General features: G+C 57.4%; 19 protein-coding genes and 1 tRNA gene. 4 read left to right on the top strand and 16 right to left on the bottom strand.

The annotated features are described in order from the left end of the window. Positions 1 to 91: 91 nt before the first annotated feature. The 4 genes from M504_RS14220 to M504_RS14205 form a co-directional block, all read right to left on the bottom strand. On the bottom strand, positions 92 to 1123 hold the full coding sequence (locus M504_RS14220; protein ID WP_047492529.1) for a metallophosphoesterase: 1032 nt from the start codon (positions 1121 to 1123) through the stop codon (positions 92 to 94). Positions 1124 to 1323: 200 nt separating this feature from the next. Further along, on the bottom strand, positions 1324 to 2382 hold the full coding sequence (locus M504_RS21430) for a site-2 protease family protein (protein WP_052200743.1): 1059 nt from the start codon (positions 2380 to 2382) through the stop codon (positions 1324 to 1326). A gap of 27 nt (positions 2383 to 2409) precedes the next feature. Further along, the gene (locus M504_RS14210; protein ID WP_047492526.1) at positions 2410 to 2898 is read right to left on the bottom strand and encodes a metal-dependent transcriptional regulator; all 489 of its coding nucleotides are present in this window, start codon (positions 2896 to 2898) and stop codon (positions 2410 to 2412) included. Between the two features lie 25 nt (positions 2899 to 2923). After that, positions 2924 to 5728, bottom strand: coding sequence for a PIG-L family deacetylase (locus M504_RS14205; RefSeq protein WP_232296290.1), 2805 nt, complete (start codon positions 5726 to 5728; stop codon positions 2924 to 2926). A 192-nt stretch (positions 5729 to 5920) separates the two neighbouring features. Here M504_RS14205 and M504_RS14200 point away from each other — a divergent pair, with 192 nt between their 5' ends. Continuing rightward, complete coding sequence (locus M504_RS14200) at positions 5921 to 6655, top strand: polysaccharide deacetylase family protein (RefSeq protein ID WP_047492523.1); 735 nt, start codon at positions 5921 to 5923, stop codon at positions 6653 to 6655. Positions 6656 to 6666: 11 nt separating this feature from the next. Here M504_RS14200 and M504_RS14195 read toward each other — a convergent pair whose 3' ends face one another. Together M504_RS14195 and M504_RS14190 are read right to left on the bottom strand one after the other, a co-directional pair. Then, positions 6667 to 6981 carry a hypothetical protein gene (locus M504_RS14195; RefSeq protein WP_047492520.1) on the bottom strand — a complete coding sequence of 105 codons (315 nt, stop codon included), beginning with the start codon at positions 6979 to 6981 and terminating at the stop codon, positions 6667 to 6669. Continuing rightward, entirely contained in the window at positions 6978 to 8537 is a 1560-nt protein-coding gene (locus M504_RS14190) for an adenosine deaminase (RefSeq protein ID WP_047492516.1), read from the bottom strand. The genes M504_RS14195 and M504_RS14190 overlap by 4 nt, the downstream gene beginning before the upstream one ends. A gap of 234 nt (positions 8538 to 8771) precedes the next feature. Here M504_RS14190 and M504_RS14185 point away from each other — a divergent pair. After that, positions 8772 to 8846, top strand: a tRNA-Phe gene (locus M504_RS14185). A 68-nt stretch (positions 8847 to 8914) separates the two neighbouring features. Here the strand turns inward: M504_RS14185 and M504_RS14180 are convergent. Then, positions 8915 to 10330, bottom strand: coding sequence for a carbohydrate porin (locus M504_RS14180; protein WP_084214434.1), 1416 nt, complete (start codon positions 10328 to 10330; stop codon positions 8915 to 8917). A gap of 31 nt (positions 10331 to 10361) precedes the next feature. On the opposite strand from M504_RS14180, the gene M504_RS22110 reads away from it, so the two are divergent. After that, positions 10362 to 10505: a hypothetical protein gene (locus tag M504_RS22110; protein ID WP_156993793.1), complete on the top strand. Its 144-nt coding sequence runs from the start codon at positions 10362 to 10364 to the stop codon at positions 10503 to 10505. A 140-nt stretch (positions 10506 to 10645) separates the two neighbouring features. Here M504_RS22110 and M504_RS14175 read toward each other — a convergent pair whose 3' ends face one another. The 7 genes from M504_RS14175 to trpB form a co-directional block, all read right to left on the bottom strand. After that, positions 10646 to 12061 carry a circularly permuted type 2 ATP-grasp protein gene (locus tag M504_RS14175; protein WP_369792911.1) on the bottom strand — a complete coding sequence of 472 codons (1416 nt, stop codon included), beginning with the start codon at positions 12059 to 12061 and terminating at the stop codon, positions 10646 to 10648. 115 nt (positions 12062 to 12176) lie between these two features. Continuing rightward, a complete protein-coding gene (locus tag M504_RS14170; RefSeq protein WP_047492510.1) occupies positions 12177 to 13016 on the bottom strand; it encodes a prephenate dehydrogenase in 840 nt (279 codons plus the stop codon). Further along, entirely contained in the window at positions 13013 to 13696 is a 684-nt protein-coding gene (locus tag M504_RS14165) for a dienelactone hydrolase family protein (protein WP_047495045.1), read from the bottom strand. Before M504_RS14165 ends, M504_RS14170 begins: the two co-directional genes overlap by 4 nt. A 103-nt stretch (positions 13697 to 13799) precedes the next feature. Further along, complete coding sequence (gene aroF, locus M504_RS14160) at positions 13800 to 14819, bottom strand: 3-deoxy-7-phosphoheptulonate synthase (protein ID WP_047492507.1); 1020 nt, start codon at positions 14817 to 14819, stop codon at positions 13800 to 13802. Between the two features lie 70 nt (positions 14820 to 14889). Then, on the bottom strand, positions 14890 to 15153 hold the full coding sequence (pheA, locus tag M504_RS14155) for a chorismate mutase (protein ID WP_047492504.1): 264 nt from the start codon (positions 15151 to 15153) through the stop codon (positions 14890 to 14892). A gap of 52 nt (positions 15154 to 15205) precedes the next feature. Next, positions 15206 to 15967, bottom strand: a complete 762-nt coding sequence (gene trpA, locus M504_RS14150) for a tryptophan synthase subunit alpha (RefSeq protein WP_047492501.1) — start codon at positions 15965 to 15967, stop codon at positions 15206 to 15208. Next, positions 15968 to 17203 carry a tryptophan synthase subunit beta gene (gene trpB / locus M504_RS14145; RefSeq protein WP_047492498.1) on the bottom strand — a complete coding sequence of 412 codons (1236 nt, stop codon included), beginning with the start codon at positions 17201 to 17203 and terminating at the stop codon, positions 15968 to 15970. A 319-nt stretch (positions 17204 to 17522) separates the two neighbouring features. Between trpB and M504_RS14140 the strand changes: the two genes are divergently transcribed. Then, positions 17523 to 17837 (top strand): hypothetical protein, encoded by a 315-nt coding sequence (locus M504_RS14140; protein WP_047492495.1) that lies wholly within the window; start codon positions 17523 to 17525, stop codon positions 17835 to 17837. A gap of 101 nt (positions 17838 to 17938) precedes the next feature. Here the strand turns inward: M504_RS14140 and M504_RS14135 are convergent, their stop codons facing one another. Together M504_RS14135 and trpC are read right to left on the bottom strand one after the other, a co-directional pair. Further along, positions 17939 to 18622 (bottom strand): phosphoribosylanthranilate isomerase, encoded by a 684-nt coding sequence (locus tag M504_RS14135; protein ID WP_047492492.1) that lies wholly within the window; start codon positions 18620 to 18622, stop codon positions 17939 to 17941. A 5-nt stretch (positions 18623 to 18627) separates the two neighbouring features. Next, entirely contained in the window at positions 18628 to 19428 is an 801-nt protein-coding gene (gene trpC / locus M504_RS14130; protein WP_047492489.1) for an indole-3-glycerol phosphate synthase TrpC, read from the bottom strand. Between the last annotated feature and the right edge of the window lie 78 nt (positions 19429 to 19506).

Here is a 19506-nt window from a genome sequence, read left to right as displayed (position 1 = left end):
ACCCAATAGAAAGACGATTTTAGAAAAACAGGGGGAGGGGGAGGGGCATCCCTACCGTCACGCCGAAGGCGTCGAGAACGGTACGAAGTACCTATGAATTCAGGATCGTAATCTTCCCATCCGTTGTCTTCCGGAAGGCATGCAACTGGTTCGCATCCGCGCCCACATGCCGCAAAATCACCGCATCCTTCGCAGCTTCCAAGTGGGTAAACCCGATTACCTTACCGCCAAATGGCCCGCGCTTCTCCGGCGGAACAGACCAGTTCACCAGCTCCGCTCCGCCGCCGCCGCTCACCACGAACGACGTCGGATGCCCATCGAACTCCAGGTGCTGCAGGTCATGGTCATGCCCTGTCAGGTAGAAGTCCACCTTATGCTGCCGTAGCAAAGGATCCCAGCGAGGGATCAGGATGCGGTTATCCCGGTGAACACCGTTGGTGTACAGAGGATGATGGCAGACAACCGCAACAAACGGTGTTGTCCGCGGCTTGCGTAACTGCTCGGCAAACCACGCATCCTGCGCATCGGCGTCAGCGTGGCTCATCAGATAGCTTCCCGGCGAAAAGTCCCACGACTTCGTGCCCGGCAGATTGGAATCCAGGCAGATGAACGTGATCAGCGGGTTCTTCTCAGGCCACGTAAACGTGTAGTGCTTGTCCGGCAACGTCCAGCGTGTCTTGTGCTGCTTCGGATAGTCGAGCTGCAGCTGCACCTTGTCGAACCCTGCATGGTGCTCATAGTCATGGTTCCCCAGCACCGCGTAAGCAGGCCCGGGAAACAGGTTCGTGGGATACATGTTCTCGAACTGGTCGTTCCACCGCGGATCGTTCACTCCGCCGGGAAGACGACCATACCAGTTGTCGCCCAGCAGGAACATCGCACCGGGATGGCTCTGGTTGTTCTCCATCCACTTCGCCATGGACACTGCCACAGCCTTCTGTTGGTCCAGATACTTATCCGTACCCCAGTCCCCGATCATGAACATGTGCGCCGCCCCAGAATCCGGCTTGGCAAACGACGCCGACTGCGCAAATAGCGACGACGGATTGAGTGCCGCAAGAGCCGAGAACGCGAATGTCTGCCGCAGAAACGACCGGCGCGATAGAGGATGCAGTTCTGCCAAGTGTCCAAACTCCCGTTCACGGACTCGATGGCCGGAAAACCGGCACGTCTCGGAAAGTGTCCCAGATAAGGCTTACGCCAACCTTAAGGCCTCAGAAGGATCGCCCGTTCCCAGACCTCTCCACGTCCGATGCAACAAGCCTCTGAGCGGCTGTCCCGCAGGAACGCGACGACCTATCGATTGGACGGTTATGACGCCGCTTAACGACGCCCGATCGCACCCGGATCAGGCACGAAGTACAGGAACGCTCCCAGAGCAATCAGTAGCGCCAGATACACCGTAAGCGTCCGCACACTGTTCTCCTGCGGCGCATCCGGCGTAAACATACGCCACGCCATGCCAGCAGCCAGGAACAGGAAGACACCCTCATGCATCAGCCCGAAGAACAGCACGCATGACACCAGCAGCAACCCACGTCCCAGCCGGTTCAGCGCATAGGTCGCCTGCGCACCGTCAAACCACAGCACCGGGATCAGGTTCACCAGGTTGATGAGTGCACCGGTATACGCCAACGCCTGGAACACCGGCTGGTGTGTCCACACATACAGCCCCAGGCACGCAACCGCAGCACCCAATCCCCATACCGGCCCAGCCAGCGCAATGGCCGCCAACTCCGGCATCGTGATGCCCTCGCTATACCAGCGGACATATGCCCCCAGCCCCGGTAGCAACACCGGCAGGTCCGCCCGCAACCCCCGCCGGCGTACCGCTACGTAATGTCCCATCTCATGCACAAGGATCGCTGCGATAAATCCAAGCGCAAATTTCCAGCCGAAAAGCGCCCAATACAAAGCGAAATAGCCCAGAAATCCCAACAGGAACTTCAGCTTGAAGATGAGGAAGAAGAAACTCTTCAACTTTACAGCGGCGACAAACAGCGGAAACAAAGGTCCTAACCGCTTCTTCCACTTCGCCTGCCGATCATCGACTGCTTGCTGACGGCCTTCCAGCGAAGCGATATGCTGACGGATCTGATCTGCTTGCGAAGCATCTTCAGGCAGCCAGGGCAAAGCCGACAGCCACAACTCGCGCGCATCGACCAAGCGATCTTCCTGCTCTGCTCGTGCAGCCGCAGCGCCAATGCTGTTCAGATGCTGCGAGTAAACCAACGTGCCGCAATCTGGACACGCGAGAATGCCTTCCGCAATCCAATGCTCACAGTTTGGACAGGAGTAGATCGCCTCAGGAGTAGGAACAGTGGCCGGTTCCGTACTTACAGCTCCCGGCAGGAGGGCATTCGAGTTGGCATAATCCGGCACAGCGCTAGGGATAATCTTACGCTTCCGCTAGGGACGACCGCAGTTGCAGTCGACACCGTGTTGTGGAGGCATAGCCCCATCCATGGCAGGAATGCAATGGCCATGCGGATCGCGGTTCGGATTGCCCAGCTTCTCTGCGATGCGTTGCTCAAAACGCTCCGAGATGAAGTGTTCCAAACGCTCTGCTTCATCGTGCAGTTCTTCGATCGGATATCCGAGTACCTGGAACAGGAATGTCTCCAGCAAGCGGTGGTGGCGTACAATCTCCAGCGCGCGGCTGCGTCCTGCAGGTGAAAGCAATACACCGTGGCCCAGCTTGTAGTCGATCAGCGAACCCTTTTCACCAGACAGCTTCTGCAGCATGTTGGTGATAGAAGCGGGCGCGACACCAAGACGTTTGGCAAGCTCAGAACTACCAACGCGACGCGGCGGTTCACCACCGAGCGCATAGATCGCCTTTAGGTAATCGTCCACGGATTCGCTGCTGCGCCGGGCCGTTACCCTCTGCTTTGCCATAGGTGTCATTCTACCGCTGCACTCTTTAGTGCACTAACCCTGGATTCTTGCTCGCACTTAGTAGATTCGCCATGATGCGGAACGAACCCGGAACACCTTCTGGCATCTCGCGGAAGAATGCGTAGGCCAGATAAACATAGGTTCCTTTGCCATAGCGCGCATAGAGCAGGCCGCCTTGCTGCGGATCCTGGTCAGTGTCATGTACTTCGGTGAGCGCTTTGTATTCCGGCGCGAACGAACGTGTGAAACCGTGGCCACGCTCTTCCACCCAGTTATCAAAGTCGGCAGCTCCGATGTGATTCGGCCATGTCATAAGCGGATCGTCCGGATGAAGGATGCTTACCTTTGCATCTTCCTCTACGACCGTGTGTGCCTGATCACCGGGAACCGAAATGGGATACGGACCGTAGTCATGATCAAACTCGCCAGACTGATACTGCACAATCACCGTGCCACCGTTGCGCACATAATCCAGCAGGCGCCTGTTCGCGGAACGCATCACTGGGCGGGCAGTGTAAGTTCGCACGCCGAGCACAATGCAGTCATACGCAGAAAGATCGCCACGCTGCAGGTCCACATCAGTGAGCAGAACAGGATCAACACCCAGTTCGCGCAGGCTCTCCGGCACTTCATCACCAGAGCCCATCACATAGCCCACGCGCAACGTCGGGGCCACCTTCACATCGACGCCTGTAACGCGGCTGGTGGAAGGTGCATAGCGTGGATAAGGACGGATTCCCGGATAACCAATTGTCGTGAAGCCTTGCGTGAATTGCTTGCCGTTGTAATCTGCAACCGCCGTGATGCGATACGTCTTCTGCTGCAGTCCTGACGTGTGCACGCGGAACTTCAACACAGCATCTTCATCCACTCGCATAGTGTGGAATGAAGCAGACGCTGGTTCGGCCGACCACCCCTCAGGAAGCTTCAGCTCCAGCTTGCCTTCAGCTGGTCCCTTCACGCTGCTATGCACTGTCACCTGTAACGGCAGCATCGTGTCATTCAAAGGAAGAATGCCGCTCGCCGGAGAGACAGTAACGGAGATGGCAGGCGCAACCAACAACGGTTCATACACAGTCCCGATGCCGTTGTAACGATGCGTCGCCTGTACCACTCCCGCCAGCGATGCGTGCGTTCCATTGAACGTATAGTCCGCAACCGCCTGCAATGGATACGGCGCGGTGGGCAACGTGAGATATCGCGGGTCTTGAATGTCGTAATAGCTTTGTTCAAGATTTGGACGAGAGAAATACGGCACCGTTGGCTTAGCATCTGCGGGCACTGTTGCTTGCTGCGAAAAGTCTTTTGAACCACCGGCAGTCAACGTTTCGCCCGCAGCCTTATCTGCGTTTAGTTTCCAATCGCCGCCGTCTACAGGTACAAGATGAACACTATCGATCTTCACCGGCGTCATGCCTTGATCTGTTACGTGGACATTCACGCCGAACGTCTCACCAGCAATGACGCTCTGCGTGGAAGATTCACCTCTCCCTCCGGAAGGGAGGCTGGCCACAAGGCTCATTCCCAACGATTGAGCCAACGCAGTTTCAAACTGCCGCTCCTTAATCTCAAGCTCAAACACAGCGTTATAGCGAGAGTCATCCGGAAGCTTTGCAACCTTCAACGACGCAATCAACGCGCGCGTCTGATCTAATCCTTTGGCAAGCGCAGGAGCGGACTTGGAAGGATCATTCGCATCAAACATCGTTGTGGCTTCGTTTACCTGCGATGCTATTGCGCTCAGCTTCTGCTTCGCATCCGCTTGATTCGCAGCAGGAAGATACGAAGCTATGCCCTGTAGAGAGGTATCGATTCCGTCGAAAAAGCCCTGCTCCTTTTCCGGCGATGACGAGCCACCCGCACGCGATGCATACAGGTGATAACTTCCGATGGAAGGTCCGGGAAGAGGCACCGGGACGCCGCCATTCTGCGATTTCTGCTGATTCAAACCCTCGCGCGCAATCTGCGCGTAGCTCTCCCCAAACAATGCGTTGTAGGTTCCGGACGGCACAGTCACGGTTGCAGGAGGAACGAAATCCATGGTGGCGCCGGTGACATAGTTGCGATACAGCAACGGCTCTGTCTTGCCAGTCGCGTAGTCAAACACAGTCTTGCCAGAGGCACGCGCGAATGGTGCACGTGCGTAAACCTTTGACGGTGCCCACGGACGCAAACCCTCCTTCAACTGTTCAGGAAACATCTTCGGATCGCCCGCGGCATTGAAGACTTCCTGCGCCGCCACACCCGCGGTCTGATGATGCCCATGTCCGTCGGAAACATTGCCGGAAAACACGCTCGTGATAACCATCGGCCGCGTTTCGCGCACCACACGAACAGCGTCTCCCAGAACGCGATCATGCCCCCACTGCTTCAACGTTTCTTCGCGCGTCTTCGAAAATCCGAAATCTGCCACGCGCGTGTAATACAGATGCACTCCGTAATAGCGATTCGCAGCAAGATGCTCCTGGGTGCGCAGAATGCCCAGCGAGTCCCAGAAATCGCTTGTCATCACATTCTGTCCGCCTTCGCCACGATTCAGGCTCAGCAACGAAACCTCTGCGCCGACGCCGCGGCTCTCATAGGCGAGCGATGGACCGTCCTCGTCGTCAGGATGCGCATTGATTTGCAACAGGCTGGCGCGCGTACTTAACTTACGCAACGACTGAGCCAGCCCAGCAGCACCGCGATCGAATGGGAGCGGCATGGCGAATGCAGAATCCGGTTGATGCTGCGCGTCCGGCATACTCTGCGCACACAGACAAACGGGCATAAGAGCCACGGCGCTGAAAGCAAGCAGGGTACGCAGACGATGGGTAACGCGTTCGATCACGGCAGGTCCTCCGGGAGTCAGCAAACAGGCAGATAAATTGCGTGTAACTGGAATGTACCGCATTGCCTCTACAGATTGGGCTTTGGATGCTGCAACACCCGCGCTGGACGCGCGAAACTATCGGCCAATGAAGGCCTCCAGACTTAACGCTACCTGCACATTCAACGCGACAGCACAGTACACTGATGTGCGATGAATCCTTTGCTCGATGTCGCCGCTGGAGTTGTCACTGCTGGTTTGATGACCGGAGGCTACGCCTATGCGGCGAACTGGCCAACCTCGCAGATCTTCGGAAAAACGCTGATCAGCGGACCGGATGCCACTGACGGCAGACACAACGTCGCACTCACGTACGACGACGGTCCCAGCCCGCGCAACACTCCCGTGCTGCTGGATGCACTGGCAGAACACAACACACGCGCCACGTTTTTTCTCATCGGCGAACACGTGCGCAAACATCCAGAACTTGCACGGCGCATTGTGGATGCAGGCCATGTGATCGGCAACCACACCACCATGCACCCCAATCTGGCGCGGCAAAACAATCAACGTGTGCAGCAGGAACTGGACCGCTGCCAGAAGACCTTGGAAGACACGCTGGGAGTGAAGGCGAAGCTCTTTCGCCCTCCCTACGGCGCGCGCCGACCAGCAGTATTGAAAATTGCGCGTTCTATGGGGTTAACGCCCGTAATGTGGAACATCACAGCGCACGACTGGGATCCTATCGGCGTTGCAGGAATTCAATCACGCATTGATGCAGGCATTGCGAAAAACCGCCGTGCGCACCGCGCTTCCAATGTATTGCTGCACGACGCGTCGCATCTTGACGGCGAACAACTCGCGTTGCGCGAAGACACCATCGCTGTTGCGCGCGCTCTGTTGCAGCGCAGCGATCTGCATTTCGTGACACCGTTGGATTGGCTGTAAGCCCTAAAGAATTAGGAAAAACTGACGTCCTTGATGCCAATTTGAGTAAACAGCGCGAGTCCTGCAATGGTAATCACCAGTGCAATGGTCGCCGTAATAGCCACCTCGCGAAACCGTTTCAGGATGGCCCCCACCACGAGCAGCACAATAAACACAGCCAGCACTGCCAGAATCCAGTTGAAGTCATACGTGCGGACATGCGTAGCCGACTGCGACACCACACGCTGGATACGAATGGATGGAACGATCATGCCTGCAATAAATCCGACAAAAGCCGCCACCACCAGCAGGCCCGTCTGCCACAGCACCGCAATCACATGCTTCATCGCGTCTCCTTTACCATTTCCGATTCGAACGCATGAAAGCGGCGCTCCAGTTCCCACTGCTGCGTAGCCTTATCACTACCTTTCAGGAAAGTGCTGCACGATGCAGATGGTGTGGACGCCGATGCAACGCATCCACTCCGCATCGTCGTATAGCGATCCTGTGCACTCCACAAACTGTCGCCTGCGAGGAACGAATGCTCCAGCGAAGCTCGTGCACTCGTCTTTAACTGCGCATAAGTAAGTCCCTGCTCGGTAACAGCGCGCAGATATTCATTTGTCAGGTCGATGCGCGAAACACCCTCATCATCCGTGGACAAAGCAAACGGCACACCGGCTGCAAGATAACTGTGCAGCGGATGTTCCTTCCCTTTTATGCCGAGGATGCCATCGTTCGAGGTGAGGTTCACTTCCACCATGATGTGTTTTGCCGACATGGTCTTCAGCAGCGACGCAGAATTCGTCTCAAACATCAGATCCACACCATGGCCGATGCGTTCCGCACCAGCAACTTCCACTGCATCATGGATATGAAAGCGCAAGCCATCTGGCGGAACCATCCCCGGAGCCAGCTCGCCTGCATGCAGTGACAGATGCACCTTCGGATACACGCTGCGTAGATACTTCAACATCAGCATTTGGTTTCCATACTGCGACATGGAAAGGTACGTATCTTCTGGCTGCACAAAGTTAATGCCGACGATGCGCGGATCCACACTGGCCAGTTCAAATCCCAGCAACGTCTGCGCAAACACACGTTCCGGCTCGCCACTACGCAGCACCTGGTACAGATAACGCACCTGCACGCTGCATGCGACAGTGGCCTGTGCCGTGCCGCAATGCTCGCGTTCATTGCGCGTGCGATCTATCGCATCCATATCGGCTCGGTCGATGGCGATGTTGTCGCGCAAACCACCCGCCAGCAATGCCTCGCGCATCTTCGCAGGATCGCCGCCCCAGTGCTGTTCCGCGGCCAACTTTATGGCGACACTGAAGTCGGGCGTGTTCATGATTTCCAAATACTGCTCATTCTGAGCAGCAGCTCGAGTGGCCACCTCATCCACCCACTCGCCCTGATGCTCTTTGCGAAGACCGCTGAAACGACCAAAAGTAGCAAAGAACTGATCGTGACCGCTCCATCCGGAGGTCGGCACAAACGAACGCATGCTGAAGCTATCGATCAAGCGGTCGTACAACGCCTGATTCTTGAAGGCCTCGGCGGCAGGCTCCGTTCCTTCGGCGCACACAGGCTTGGGTGGCAGGCTTCGTGTCGTACCCACATTCGGTGACAGCACCAGCTTCACCGGATCCACGCAAAGATTATCGGTTGCGGCATTTGCAATAAAAGTCTCGGCATAGACCGCGCCCGAAAGATGCATGTGCAAATCGCCGCCCTTCGGCATGCGCGTCAGAAATGCGCGCAACTGCGGCGGGTTGTTACGGATCGCCTCCAGCCGGGCCGACACGCGCGATTCTGTACCCGGCGTCTGCGCCACGGATAGGCTAGCGCAGGTAGCAACACCCAACAAAAGCGCGACAATGCGCGGCAGGAAAGTCATGCAGCAGAAACTCCTTACACAAAAACAATGGGCCGCCAGACAGACAGCAGCGGGAAAACGCGATGCCTAAGCATAGCGGAGGAGCCATCTGGCTGGAACCAGATTTGGCGCAGCGCCGTAGCCTTGGTATACTTAGCAAGTCGTTCTGGGCCGCCGCATCTTCTGCGCCGCATGCTTCAGAAAACCGGCGGGTAGCAAGGGACCCCGGTCAATGCAAAACGACAGATATCCCAAGGCCAGATAGCTCAGTGGTAGAGCGCGGCCCTGAAAAGGCCGGCGTCGGCGGTTCGATCCCGTCTCTGGCCACCACCTCCCCAGAAAATGAAACACACGGTTTCGCTCCTACCGGGCGCTGGCTTGAGTGCGTTCAAATGCCCCTAAAAGTCAACATGCGCGCGGAGCGATGGTACCCAGACGGGTCCACGATCGCGGTTGTATCCCGGATTATTGATATGGGAGAGCCCTGGCGCAAAGTACAGACCACGCCACGCATGCGCGTTGTAGTAAGCCTCGACGATGTTCTCTCGGCCGTAACGCAGCGCTCCGTCCCCCAGAATGAACCCCAGGCCGCCAGCAGCCAGATACTGCTGATGATCGCGCTTGATCGCGTTGGAACTGAACGCAAGTCCCGCTTTGTCGAGGGGACGTCCCCACTGATTTCCGGTGTAACTTCCGCCCAGCGTAACCGTCTGCTCAATCTCGGTGTAGGCGTAGGACTCCGTCGCGCCATCATTCCAGCCAAAGCGTCCCGCGATCGTGAGATTGCTCGTGATCGATTGCTCAAAGTTGTATCCAAAGCCATACTTCACGGCACTAAAATGCTCATGCTTCGTGATGTCGGGTGTGCTGTCCGTACCGTCATGAAAGGCTGCAATCGCCTCACGATAGCTTCCCATGTGCGCATTGTTCACAAAGGCCAGTACGCGCTGCACACCTTCATGCCCCGGCAACCATCCATGGCGTAGTTCTGCTTCCATGTTCTGACCACGGCTGCGTTTGATACTCCAATCCAGATCAATGCCATTGGCAACCGTAGGCATCAACATCAGCCCGTACCGCACAGCCCAATCGCGATCCTGGTACTCCGCCACCGCGCCATAGGTGTATCCACGCGTATCCGCGGCATAATCCCACGCACCGTTGTTATCAATACTCCAGTTCGTGAACTGCAGATGGCTGTCGCTCAGCACGCTATTGATATCGAACACATCCGGGGACGACATTTTTCCGACACGCAGTTCCAGCCGTCTCACTGGAACCTCAGTGGCCAATGCATACGGTCCGCGCTGGTTCTCCGTCATCTCGTTTGTAAAGCCAACGGTCTGGTGTATCCCAACTCGTGCGATGTACGGCTTCGATCCCAGGTTTGGATTGCGCACGACATCCAGATTCGTAAAGCCGGCAAGGCCCAACGCCTGACTGATTCCGCGTCCACCGGCCGATTCCACATCTAGAATGACGTCGGTGTTATATCGTTTTGCAGATGTTCCGTGATTTCCCAGCATTTGCCAGGGCTGCAGCCCCAGATAAAGCGTACCCACCATGGAGACTTTGTACTCGCCCCGCGACCGCAAGCTATTTGTGCCTTCGTATGGCGAATGAAACACAGGATGTCCTTGCAGGATGGTGTTGAACTGCCCTGCAACAAACCACGGAGCATTGTCAGAATGCGGGAAAATCGTCGGGGAAGGCGAAGGCGCCTGCGGCACATCCGCAGTCTGCGCTTCCAGGCTAAACGAGCCACAAAGTAGGGAGGCGGCAAAGAGCCGTGAGACGAGGAACATGGAGATCATTTCGAAACTTCTTTCGTCACGCGCGATAAGCATGCGTTCGAAGCGACCTTCGAAAAAGAGTGGCGCTGCAACGACGCTTGTCATGTTTCTTGAAAACCATGACGAAGCGAAGTCCAGTTACATCCGCATCGTCACAGCAGCCGGCCGTCCGTACTCGGAGGCTCCTGAACTGTAACGGTCATTGATAAATCCCCTGCGCAGTTGCGCCTCCGCCATTGTGTCACGGGTACCGCCGTATCCGGCATAAAGAAGTCGTAAGTTTGCAACACAACAAAAGGCCCGGTGTGGGCCTCTTGTTTTATGAAAATGTCTTTATTACTGGCTCAATACCCAGGTGTCTTTGCTGCCGCCGCCCTGGCTGCTATTCACCACCAGCGAACCTTTCTTCAGTGCCACGCGCGTTAATCCGCCGGGAACAATGCGGACCTTATCGCCATACAGGACATAGGGACGAAGATCCACGTGACGGGGTTCAAATCCTTCGCCAAACAGGCAAGGCGCACGACTGAAGGTAATGGTGGGCTGAGCAATGTAGTTGCGCGGATCAGCCTGAATCTTTCGTGCAAACTCTTCGCGTTGCTCCTTCGTGCTTTGCGGCCCAATCAACATGCCATAGCCGCCGCTCTCACCGACAGCCTTCACCACCATCTTGTCGAGATTAGCCAACACATGGGAGCGTTCAGAATCGCGTGCACAAAGGTACGTTTCCACGTTCTTCAACACCGGCTCTTCTGACAGGTAGTAACGGATGATATCCGGCACATACGCATACATCGCCTTGTCATCTGCCACACCTGTACCAAACGCATTCGTCAACGTGACATTGCCCGCACGATACGCGTTGAATAGCCCTGCGACACCAAGCATGGAATCCGGACGAAAGCTCATGGGATCAATGAAGTCATCGTCCACACGACGGTAGATCACATCCACTCGGCGCAACCCGCTGGTGGTGCGCATGTACACCACGTTGTCATGCGTGGTCAGATCGCGTCCTTCCACAAGTTCAATGCCCATCTGACGCGCGAGGTAAGCATGCTCGTAATACGCCGAGTTGAATACACCAGGAGTAAGCAGAACAATGTTCGGCTCCGGCCGGCCTTCCGGAGCAAGCGAACGCAGTGTGCTCAGCAACAATTGCGTGTATTGCTCGATGGGCCGCACGTTATAGCGGCGAAACATCACCGGGAAGATGCGCTTCATGACGCGCCGATTCGTCAGCATGTAACTGACACCGGAAGGCACACGAAGATTGTCCTCCAGCACGACAAACTCACCATTCTCCAGGCGAATTAGGTCCGTGCCAGTAACAGAGATATAGACATTCCGCGGCACCTGCAAACCAATCATGTGCCGACGAAACTGCTTGCAGCTGTACACAATCTCGCGCGGAACCACACCGTCAGACAGGATGCGGCCTTCGTTATAGATGTCCTTCAGAAATAGGTTCAACGCGGTGATGCGCTGCGTAAGCCCGCGTTCCACCACGGCCCACTCCGCCGCGGTAATCATGCGCGGAAGCAAATCGTAGGGAAAGATCTTCTCTGTGCCTTCGTCACGGCCATACACCGTAAAGGTGATGCCTTGGTTTAGAAACGAAAGATCCGCAGCCTGTTTGCGCCGTTCCACCTCGGCCCGGGGCAACGAGGAGAATTGCTCCATCAACACCTGGTAGTGCGACCGCAATTCGCCCGGTGCGGCGAACATTTCGTCGTACGCATTATCCAGCAGATATCCGTCCAGATTGGGCTTATGAAGCGCGGGATTGTCCATGAGTTCCTGACAGTATAGAGTCGCACCCGCAAACCGACTACTCCGTCTGCACGAATCGCTTGGCAATATCCTTCTAAAGCTGCCGGCGAAATGCGTTGGCGCGCCCGAACTCTTCGCGCAGTTCCGGCGTCTTCAGGTTCTCGCGCAGGTGTTGCAGTCGCTGCTCCAGCGTCAACAACGTCTCGGCGATGTTCTCCTGATTCGTGTGGGCAATGTCACGCCACATGCTGAACGGGCTACTGCCGAGCCGCGTCATCTCACGGAGAGCGCGGCCGCCAATGGCCCGCAATTCTGGAGAATCGCCAAACTTGTCTTCCAACATGGCCGACATCGCCGTGGACACCATCTGCGGCATGTGGCTTACCCACGCGCAAATTTCGTCGTGCCGTGCGGCATCCATGTCCAGCAGCTTCGCGCCAAACTTCTCCACCCATCCGCGCCACTCAGCTTCAATGGCAGTGGTCTCATGCATGGGAGTGAAAATCCACGTCGCTCCACGAAAAAGCGAGGCCTCCGCCAACGTCGCGCCGCAGCTCTCCTTGCCTGCCATAGGATGCCCGGGAAGGAAGGTCTCAGGCATAAGTCGTTCTGCCGCGCGCACGATCTCGCTCTTGGTGGAGCCCGCGTCCGTCACCAACTGGCCCGGTCGCAATTGAGGCGCGATGCCCTGCATCCACTGCAGAATCGCCATCACCGGAACAGCCAAAACAATCACATCAGACGCAGCAATTGCCGAACGATGCTCCTCTGCAGAACGCGCCGCGCGATCAATCGCACCAGAGGCCTCTGCAGCCTTCAGCTCGTCCCCACTGGCATCAATGCCTGTGATGGAACCGGCAAATCCAGCATTACGCAGCGCAAGGCCCACCGATGCACCGATGAGCCCTGTGCCGATGATGAGAACCGATTTCATTTTGCCGCAAGGTGCTCGTCAAAGAAGAGTACAGAGCGGCGCTTCGCCAAATCCGCGGCATCCGCCACGTAGCTGTTCGGATCGGGCTTCCGATTGAACGCATGGCCCGCACCGGGATACAAGAACACCGGCACTTCTGGATGCGCCAGTTGAATCTTTGCAATCGCCTCTGCGGGGATATGCGTGTCCGCACCCCCAAAGTGCAGCATGATGGGATTGCGCGGCGTCTCCTGCACCAGGCTCGGAATAAGGCCGCCGTAATAACCCACTGCCGCATCAATCTTCGACCGGCACGATGTAACCCAGGCCATTGATCCGCCGTAGCAGTAACCCACAACGCCCACCTTCACATCCGCCTGGGTACGCAGCCAAGCCACTGCCGCCTCTACATCCAGCAGAGATTTCGCCACATCAAGCTTCTGGTAAAGCGGGCCTGCCTTCGCCCAACCTGCTTCGTCATAGTTGAGAAATACATCCTTCTCAATGCGGTCAAAGATGGCGGGCGCAATGCTCATATATCCCTCGGCTGCCCACTCATCCGTTACCGCGCGGATGTGATCGTTGATGCCAAAGATCTCTTGCACCACCACCAGCGCGCCCTTCGGCTCGCCTGCAGGACGCGACACGTACGCGCTCAGTTCCACTCCATCGGATGCGGTCAGCTTTACCCACTCACTCACGACTGCTGTCTCCTGTTGGTTTTGAGTGTAGCGCGTCGTTCCATGCAATGAACAAAAGCCGTGCCCCGAAGAGCACGGCCTTTGCACATACTGGCGCGATGGATTACGCGACCGTGCGTCCCACGATCGGCGCAAGCTGACGAAGCTGTTCCACCAGCTTTTCCAGTTGCTCCGGGAACAGCGACTGAGCGCCATCGCTCATAGCCTTTTCGGGGTTCGGGTGCATCTCCATCAGCAAACCGTCTGCACCGGCAGCAACCGAAGCCAGCGCCATGGGCGGTACGAACTCGCGCTTGCCCACGCCGTGCGACGGATCGCCGAATACCGGCAGGTGTGTCAACGACTTCAGCACCGGGATAGCCGAGATGTCCATCGTGTTGCGCGTGAACGTCTCAAAGGTGCGGATGCCACGCTCGCAAAGCATCAGGTCATAGTTGCCACCAGACAGGATGTACTCAGCCGACAGCAGAACCTCTTCAATCGTCGCCGCGATGCCGCGCTTCAGCAGCACCGGCTTGCGTACGTGGCCTAGTTCACGCAGCAGGTTGAAGTTCTGCATATTGCGCGCGCCCACCTGGAAGCAGTCGATGTACGGCAGCATCACTTCAATCTGCGAAATCTCCATCACTTCCGTGATGACCAGCAGGCCAGTCTCATCGCCCACTTCGCGGAGAAGCTTCAGACCTTCCACACCCATGCCCTGGAAGCTGTACGGCGAAGAACGCGGCTTGTATGCGCCACCACGCAGGAACTGACCACCCGCGGCCTTCACCTGCTGCGCGGATAGGCGAATCTGCTCACGCGATTCCACAGAGCAAGGCCCCGCCATGATGGTTACGTTTTCGCCGCCCACCTTCACGCCGTTGGGGAAGGTGATGACCGTTCCCTCGGGACGGAAGCCGCGACCAGCCAGTTTGTACGGCGATGAGATGCGATACGCCGTCTGCACACCGGCGAGTACCTGAAACTCCGCCACATCAAAAGCTGCCGGCGTACCCACGCCCGCCAGGATCATCTGACCTTCACCGCTGGTGCGGTGCACATTGAAGCCGAGCTCCACCATCTGCTCAATTACCGCCTGGATCTGCTCCCTGCTGGCGGTTCCCTGCATCACCACGATCATCGCTGCTGTTCCTTCGCTTCCCTGCCGGCTCTCACGGCAGAATCGTTCGTTTTCTTCACTAACTTTTGGCTTACGCCTTCTTGCGCTGCAAGCCACGCATCACGTCCATGATGCGTTCGTAAATATCGGCCAGTTCGGCCTGCGGAATCTCGCCCGTGTTGCTTGCGGCGACGTGTGCCAGAACGGCCTGTTCGCGCTCTGGCTCGTAGATGTTGCTGCCGCTATGCGACTTCAACTCGCCAATGGCTGCGGCTGCCGCTGCGCGCTCGCACAGGAGCTTGACGATCTGCTCGTCGATACCGTCGATCTTCTGCCGCCAGTCTGCAATCTCCATCGTTACCCTCTGCTCTTTTGGTCTTGTGTTCTATTATCCGGCGCGGCCGCTTCTACGACCGCAAAGACTTCACGAATTTCCCAACATTTGTGGCCTCTTCACCGGCCTTGCTGTCTTCGATCAACTTCACAATTGCGCTGCCGACAATCGCCGCATCCGCAAATTCGCTCACCGAGCGTACATGCTCCGCCGTGGAGATGCCAAAACCCACCGCCACCGGAATCTTCGCGAATTGCTTCAACCGCGCCACCAGCGACTCCGCGTCGGAGGCAACCTGCGCCTGGGTCCCCGTAATGCCTACCCGCGAAATGGCATAAACGAAGCCCTTGCTATGCTCCGCGATGGCCTTCAAACGCTCGTCCGGAGAGGTGGGCGCAGCCAGGAACACCGGCGCCAGATCATTCTTGGCCATCTCCGCCAGATATTCGCCTGCTTCCTCAACAATCATGTCCGTCAGCAGAACGCCGTCAGCACCCGCGTCCTTCGCGGCCTTGCAGAAGTCCGGTAGGCCCATGCGAACCACCGGATTCAGATAGCTAAACAGGATGATGCCCGCCTGCGGCCTTGCTTCACGAATCTTCTTCGCCAACGCCAGTACATCGCTCAAACGCACGCCACGAGCCACGGCGCGCTCACTGGCTCGCTGAATTACCGGCCCATCGGCCAGAGGATCGCTGAACGGCACACCCAGCTCCAGCACCTGCGCACCGTTGTCGATCGCTGCAAGAGCAATGTCATAGGTCGCATCAAGAGATGGATCACCTGCAGTCAGATAGACAACCAGTCCAGGCTTGTTCGAGAAATCAATCGCCACTTACAAACCCTTCCCTTCAGCTCCGCGCAGTTGCATCTCTTTCGCCAAAATGCCCATGTCCTTGTCGCCGCGACCACTCACGTTAATCATGATGATCTTGTCTTTACCCAAGGTTGGCGCGACTTTGATCGCATGTGCGACAGCATGTGCAGACTCCAACGCAGGCAGAATACCCTCGGTCTGCGCCAGCACCTTCACCGCGTGCAGGGCTTCATCATCTGTAGCGCTGACATACTCCGCGCGCTTCTGGTCATGCAGCATGGCATGTTCCGGGCCAACGCTGGCATAGTCTAGGCCTGCACTCACTGAATGCGTGGAAGCCACCTGCCCCGCATCGTCCTGCAATACGTAGCTGTACGTGCCCTGCAGCACACCGGGAAAACCGCCGCTGAAACGCGCAGCATGCTCTCCAAGCGCCGTACCGCGACCGCCAGCCTCAACACCAATCAGGCGAACATTCGCATCCGGTATGAACTCGTAGAACGCACCGATTGCATTTGATCCGCCGCCCACGCACGCAATCACCACATCGGGATTACGGCCCACCTGCTCGGCAAACTGCTGCTTCGCTTCCTTGCTGATCACGCGATGGAAGTCGCGCACCATCGTCGGATACGGATGCGATCCAAGCGCCGAACCCAGGATGTAAAACGTGTCCCGGACGTTCGTGACCCAGTCACGCATCGCTTCGTTGATGGCATCTTTCAGCGTGGCCGAACCAGCGGACACGCCGCGCACTTCAGCGCCCAGAAGACGCATTCGCAGTACATTCAGGTCCTGCCGACGCATGTCCTCTTCGCCCATGTAGATCACGCAATCAAGGCCAAGCAACGCGCAGACTGTAGCCGTCGCAACGCCATGCTGCCCCGCGCCCGTTTCCGCGATGATGCGCTTCTTGCCCATCCGCTTCGCTAACAGGCCCTGTCCCAGCGCATTGTTGATCTTGTGTGCACCGGTATGCAGCAGGTCTTCACGCTTCAGATAGATCTGCGCCCCGCCAAGCTCCTGGCTCAAACGCTTTGCGTAATACAGCGGTGTGGGGCGTCCCACGTAATGCTTTAGCAGGTCTGCAAGCTCTGCCTGAAACTCTGCGTCGTCGCGCGCCTCCACGTAGGCCCGTTCCAGTTCCAGCAGCGCCGCCATCAGCGTCTCCGGCACATAGCGGCCGCCGTACGCGCCAAAGCGCCCCGCGCCCAGCGAGCGGCTTACTTCCGTTGTCGATTCCACAACTGGCATCTCTTGCTGTCCCTCTACGTCTGTTCTGCGTTCAAAAACTAAAAACCGCGGCCCTAGTGGGTCCGCGGCTCCGGGAATCTTTGTCTCTTACTCTGCTGCCCTGTCTTGGCAGCGATTGCTTAGAGAGCGTGTTCCATTGGCGCCGCGGGGGTTGCCCCGTAACGGAAAGTAAATCGCCAAAAATAGACAGAACGCACCATCAGGGAAAACTCTACCTGAAATTACGCGGTTTGAAAAGGAAACCTTCCCGCCAGCGATCCCATCCATCCACATCACGTGCGTTGGCCGGTCCCCCAAACGGCCTCGCGGGAGAGATGCGATGTTCATGAAGAAAATGGCAGCAGCGATTGCAGTGGCAGGAATGTTGGCTCCCTTTGCAGTAATGGCGCAGGAATCTCATGCCGATGCCAAAGCCCAGGTGGAAGAACACGACGCGAAGCATCACAACAAGGCGAAGATCGTTGGCGGCAGTGCCGCGGGTGGCGCAGCTACAGGCGCACTTGTAGGTGGCCCGGTAGGGGCAGTTGTCGGAGCAGGTGTAGGCGCGACCGGTGGCGTCGTTGCCAACAAAGTACGCAAGCATAAGTCCATCGAGAAGCGCGAAGAGACGGCGCATCCGGATGAACCCAGATAACACTTGTATTCGCTCCCGAAAAGAGCGAATATGAAGTCCAACTTTGTCCTTTGGCGAGGACAAGCAGGGCGAGTGGCGACGGCCGCTCGCCCTTTATCTTTTTATCTTTCCGCGGAGCCGCTCCGCGCGGCCTGGATAAACTGCTCCATCCGCGCGTGATCCTTCACGCCAGGCGAAGCTTCCACACCACTGGAAACATCCACACCCCAGGGTTTGAGGACACGAACAGCTTCCGCCACGTTCTCCGGTCGCAAACCACCCGCTGCAATCACCGGCAAACGCGACTCACGAACCACTTCAGCGGCAGCGACCCAATCAAACATCACGCCTGTTCCGCCACTGCCCTGCTTCGTGCGCGAGTCCATCAATGCAGCATCCACTAAGCCGGTATCTGCCAGCGCGTTCAGTTCCCCACGAAGCCGAGCCTGCTGCAGTTCCAGAGCCTCATCCACATCCCAATGCACTACCTGGATCAGCCGTGGCGAATCGCCCTTCGGAAAACGCACACGCAGGGCCGACACCAGCGAAGGATCAAAAACGCCATGCATCTGAATGCCTGAAATTCCCGCTACTTCTGCCGTGTGCAGAATGAACTCCGGATCACTTTGTGTGAACACACCGAAGGTGGGCACATGTGCCGGCAGCTGCGACGTAATCGTCCGCACGTCCTCCGCCGTCACCAGCCGCTTGCCGTGCGCAAAGATGAACCCCAGAGCATCCGCGCCAAGGTCAACAGCGCGCTGACAATCTTCCAGCCGCGTATTCCCGCAGATTTTCACCCACATCGGATTTACTCCGCCGCGACAAGCTGCGGTTGCAACAGTGCAGCCAGCGCGTCGCCCGGATCATCCTTCCGCATCAACGATTCGCCAATCAGAAACGCGTTATAGCCAGCAGATGTCATGCGTCGAATATCCGCAGCAGATCCGATACCGCTCTCGGCCACACGCACTGCGTCCGTCGGCAACAACTCCGCCAGCTTCTCCGCCTCTGCCGTGTTCACCTCAAAGGTGCGCAGATTGCGGCTGTTTACGCCAAACATCTCGCATCCCAGGTCCAAAGCCCGAGCCAGTTCCTCGCGGTCATGCACCTCGCACAACACATCCAGCTCGGCATTCTTTGCAGCCGCGCGTAGCTTGCGAAGTTCCGCATCGGTCAGTGCCGCCACAATCAGCAGAATCGCATCCGCCCGGTACGCACGCGCTTCGACAATCTGAAACTCATCCACCATAAAGTCCTTGCGCAGGCACGGCAGTTTCACCGATTGCGAAGCAATCTCTAGATTCCGAAGCGATCCTTGAAAGAACGGTTCATCCGTCAGTACGCTCAAGCACGCCGCACCGCCACGTTCCAGCGACTGCGCCAGCCATGCCGGGTCGAACTCCGGCCGGATCAATCCCTTGCTGGGCGAAGCTTTCTTCAACTCCGCAATCACCGCCGGACGAGTCTTCGCTGCTGTCCGCAGTGCCGCGGCAAAGCCTCGCGGCGTATGGTCTGCGGCCATCCGTTCCAGTTCACGCAAACGGTCGGGCGACCGCCGTTGCGAAAGTGCGATACGGGTCTGAACAAGAATGCGATCAAGATGCGTCATGGCTGTTCTAATGCTAAACCCGGCCAGAAAGAAGGCTGCAAATTCTGCAAAAAGCAGAAGCGCGATGCTTTCGCATCG

Origin of the sequence: Terriglobus sp. TAA 43, from assembly GCF_000800015.1 — a bacterium.
In the GTDB taxonomy this organism is placed as follows: Bacteria; Acidobacteriota; Terriglobia; order Terriglobales; family Acidobacteriaceae; genus Terriglobus.
The sequence above is the reverse complement of the archived record's forward strand: the minus strand, read 5'-3'. Positions and strand labels throughout refer to the sequence as shown.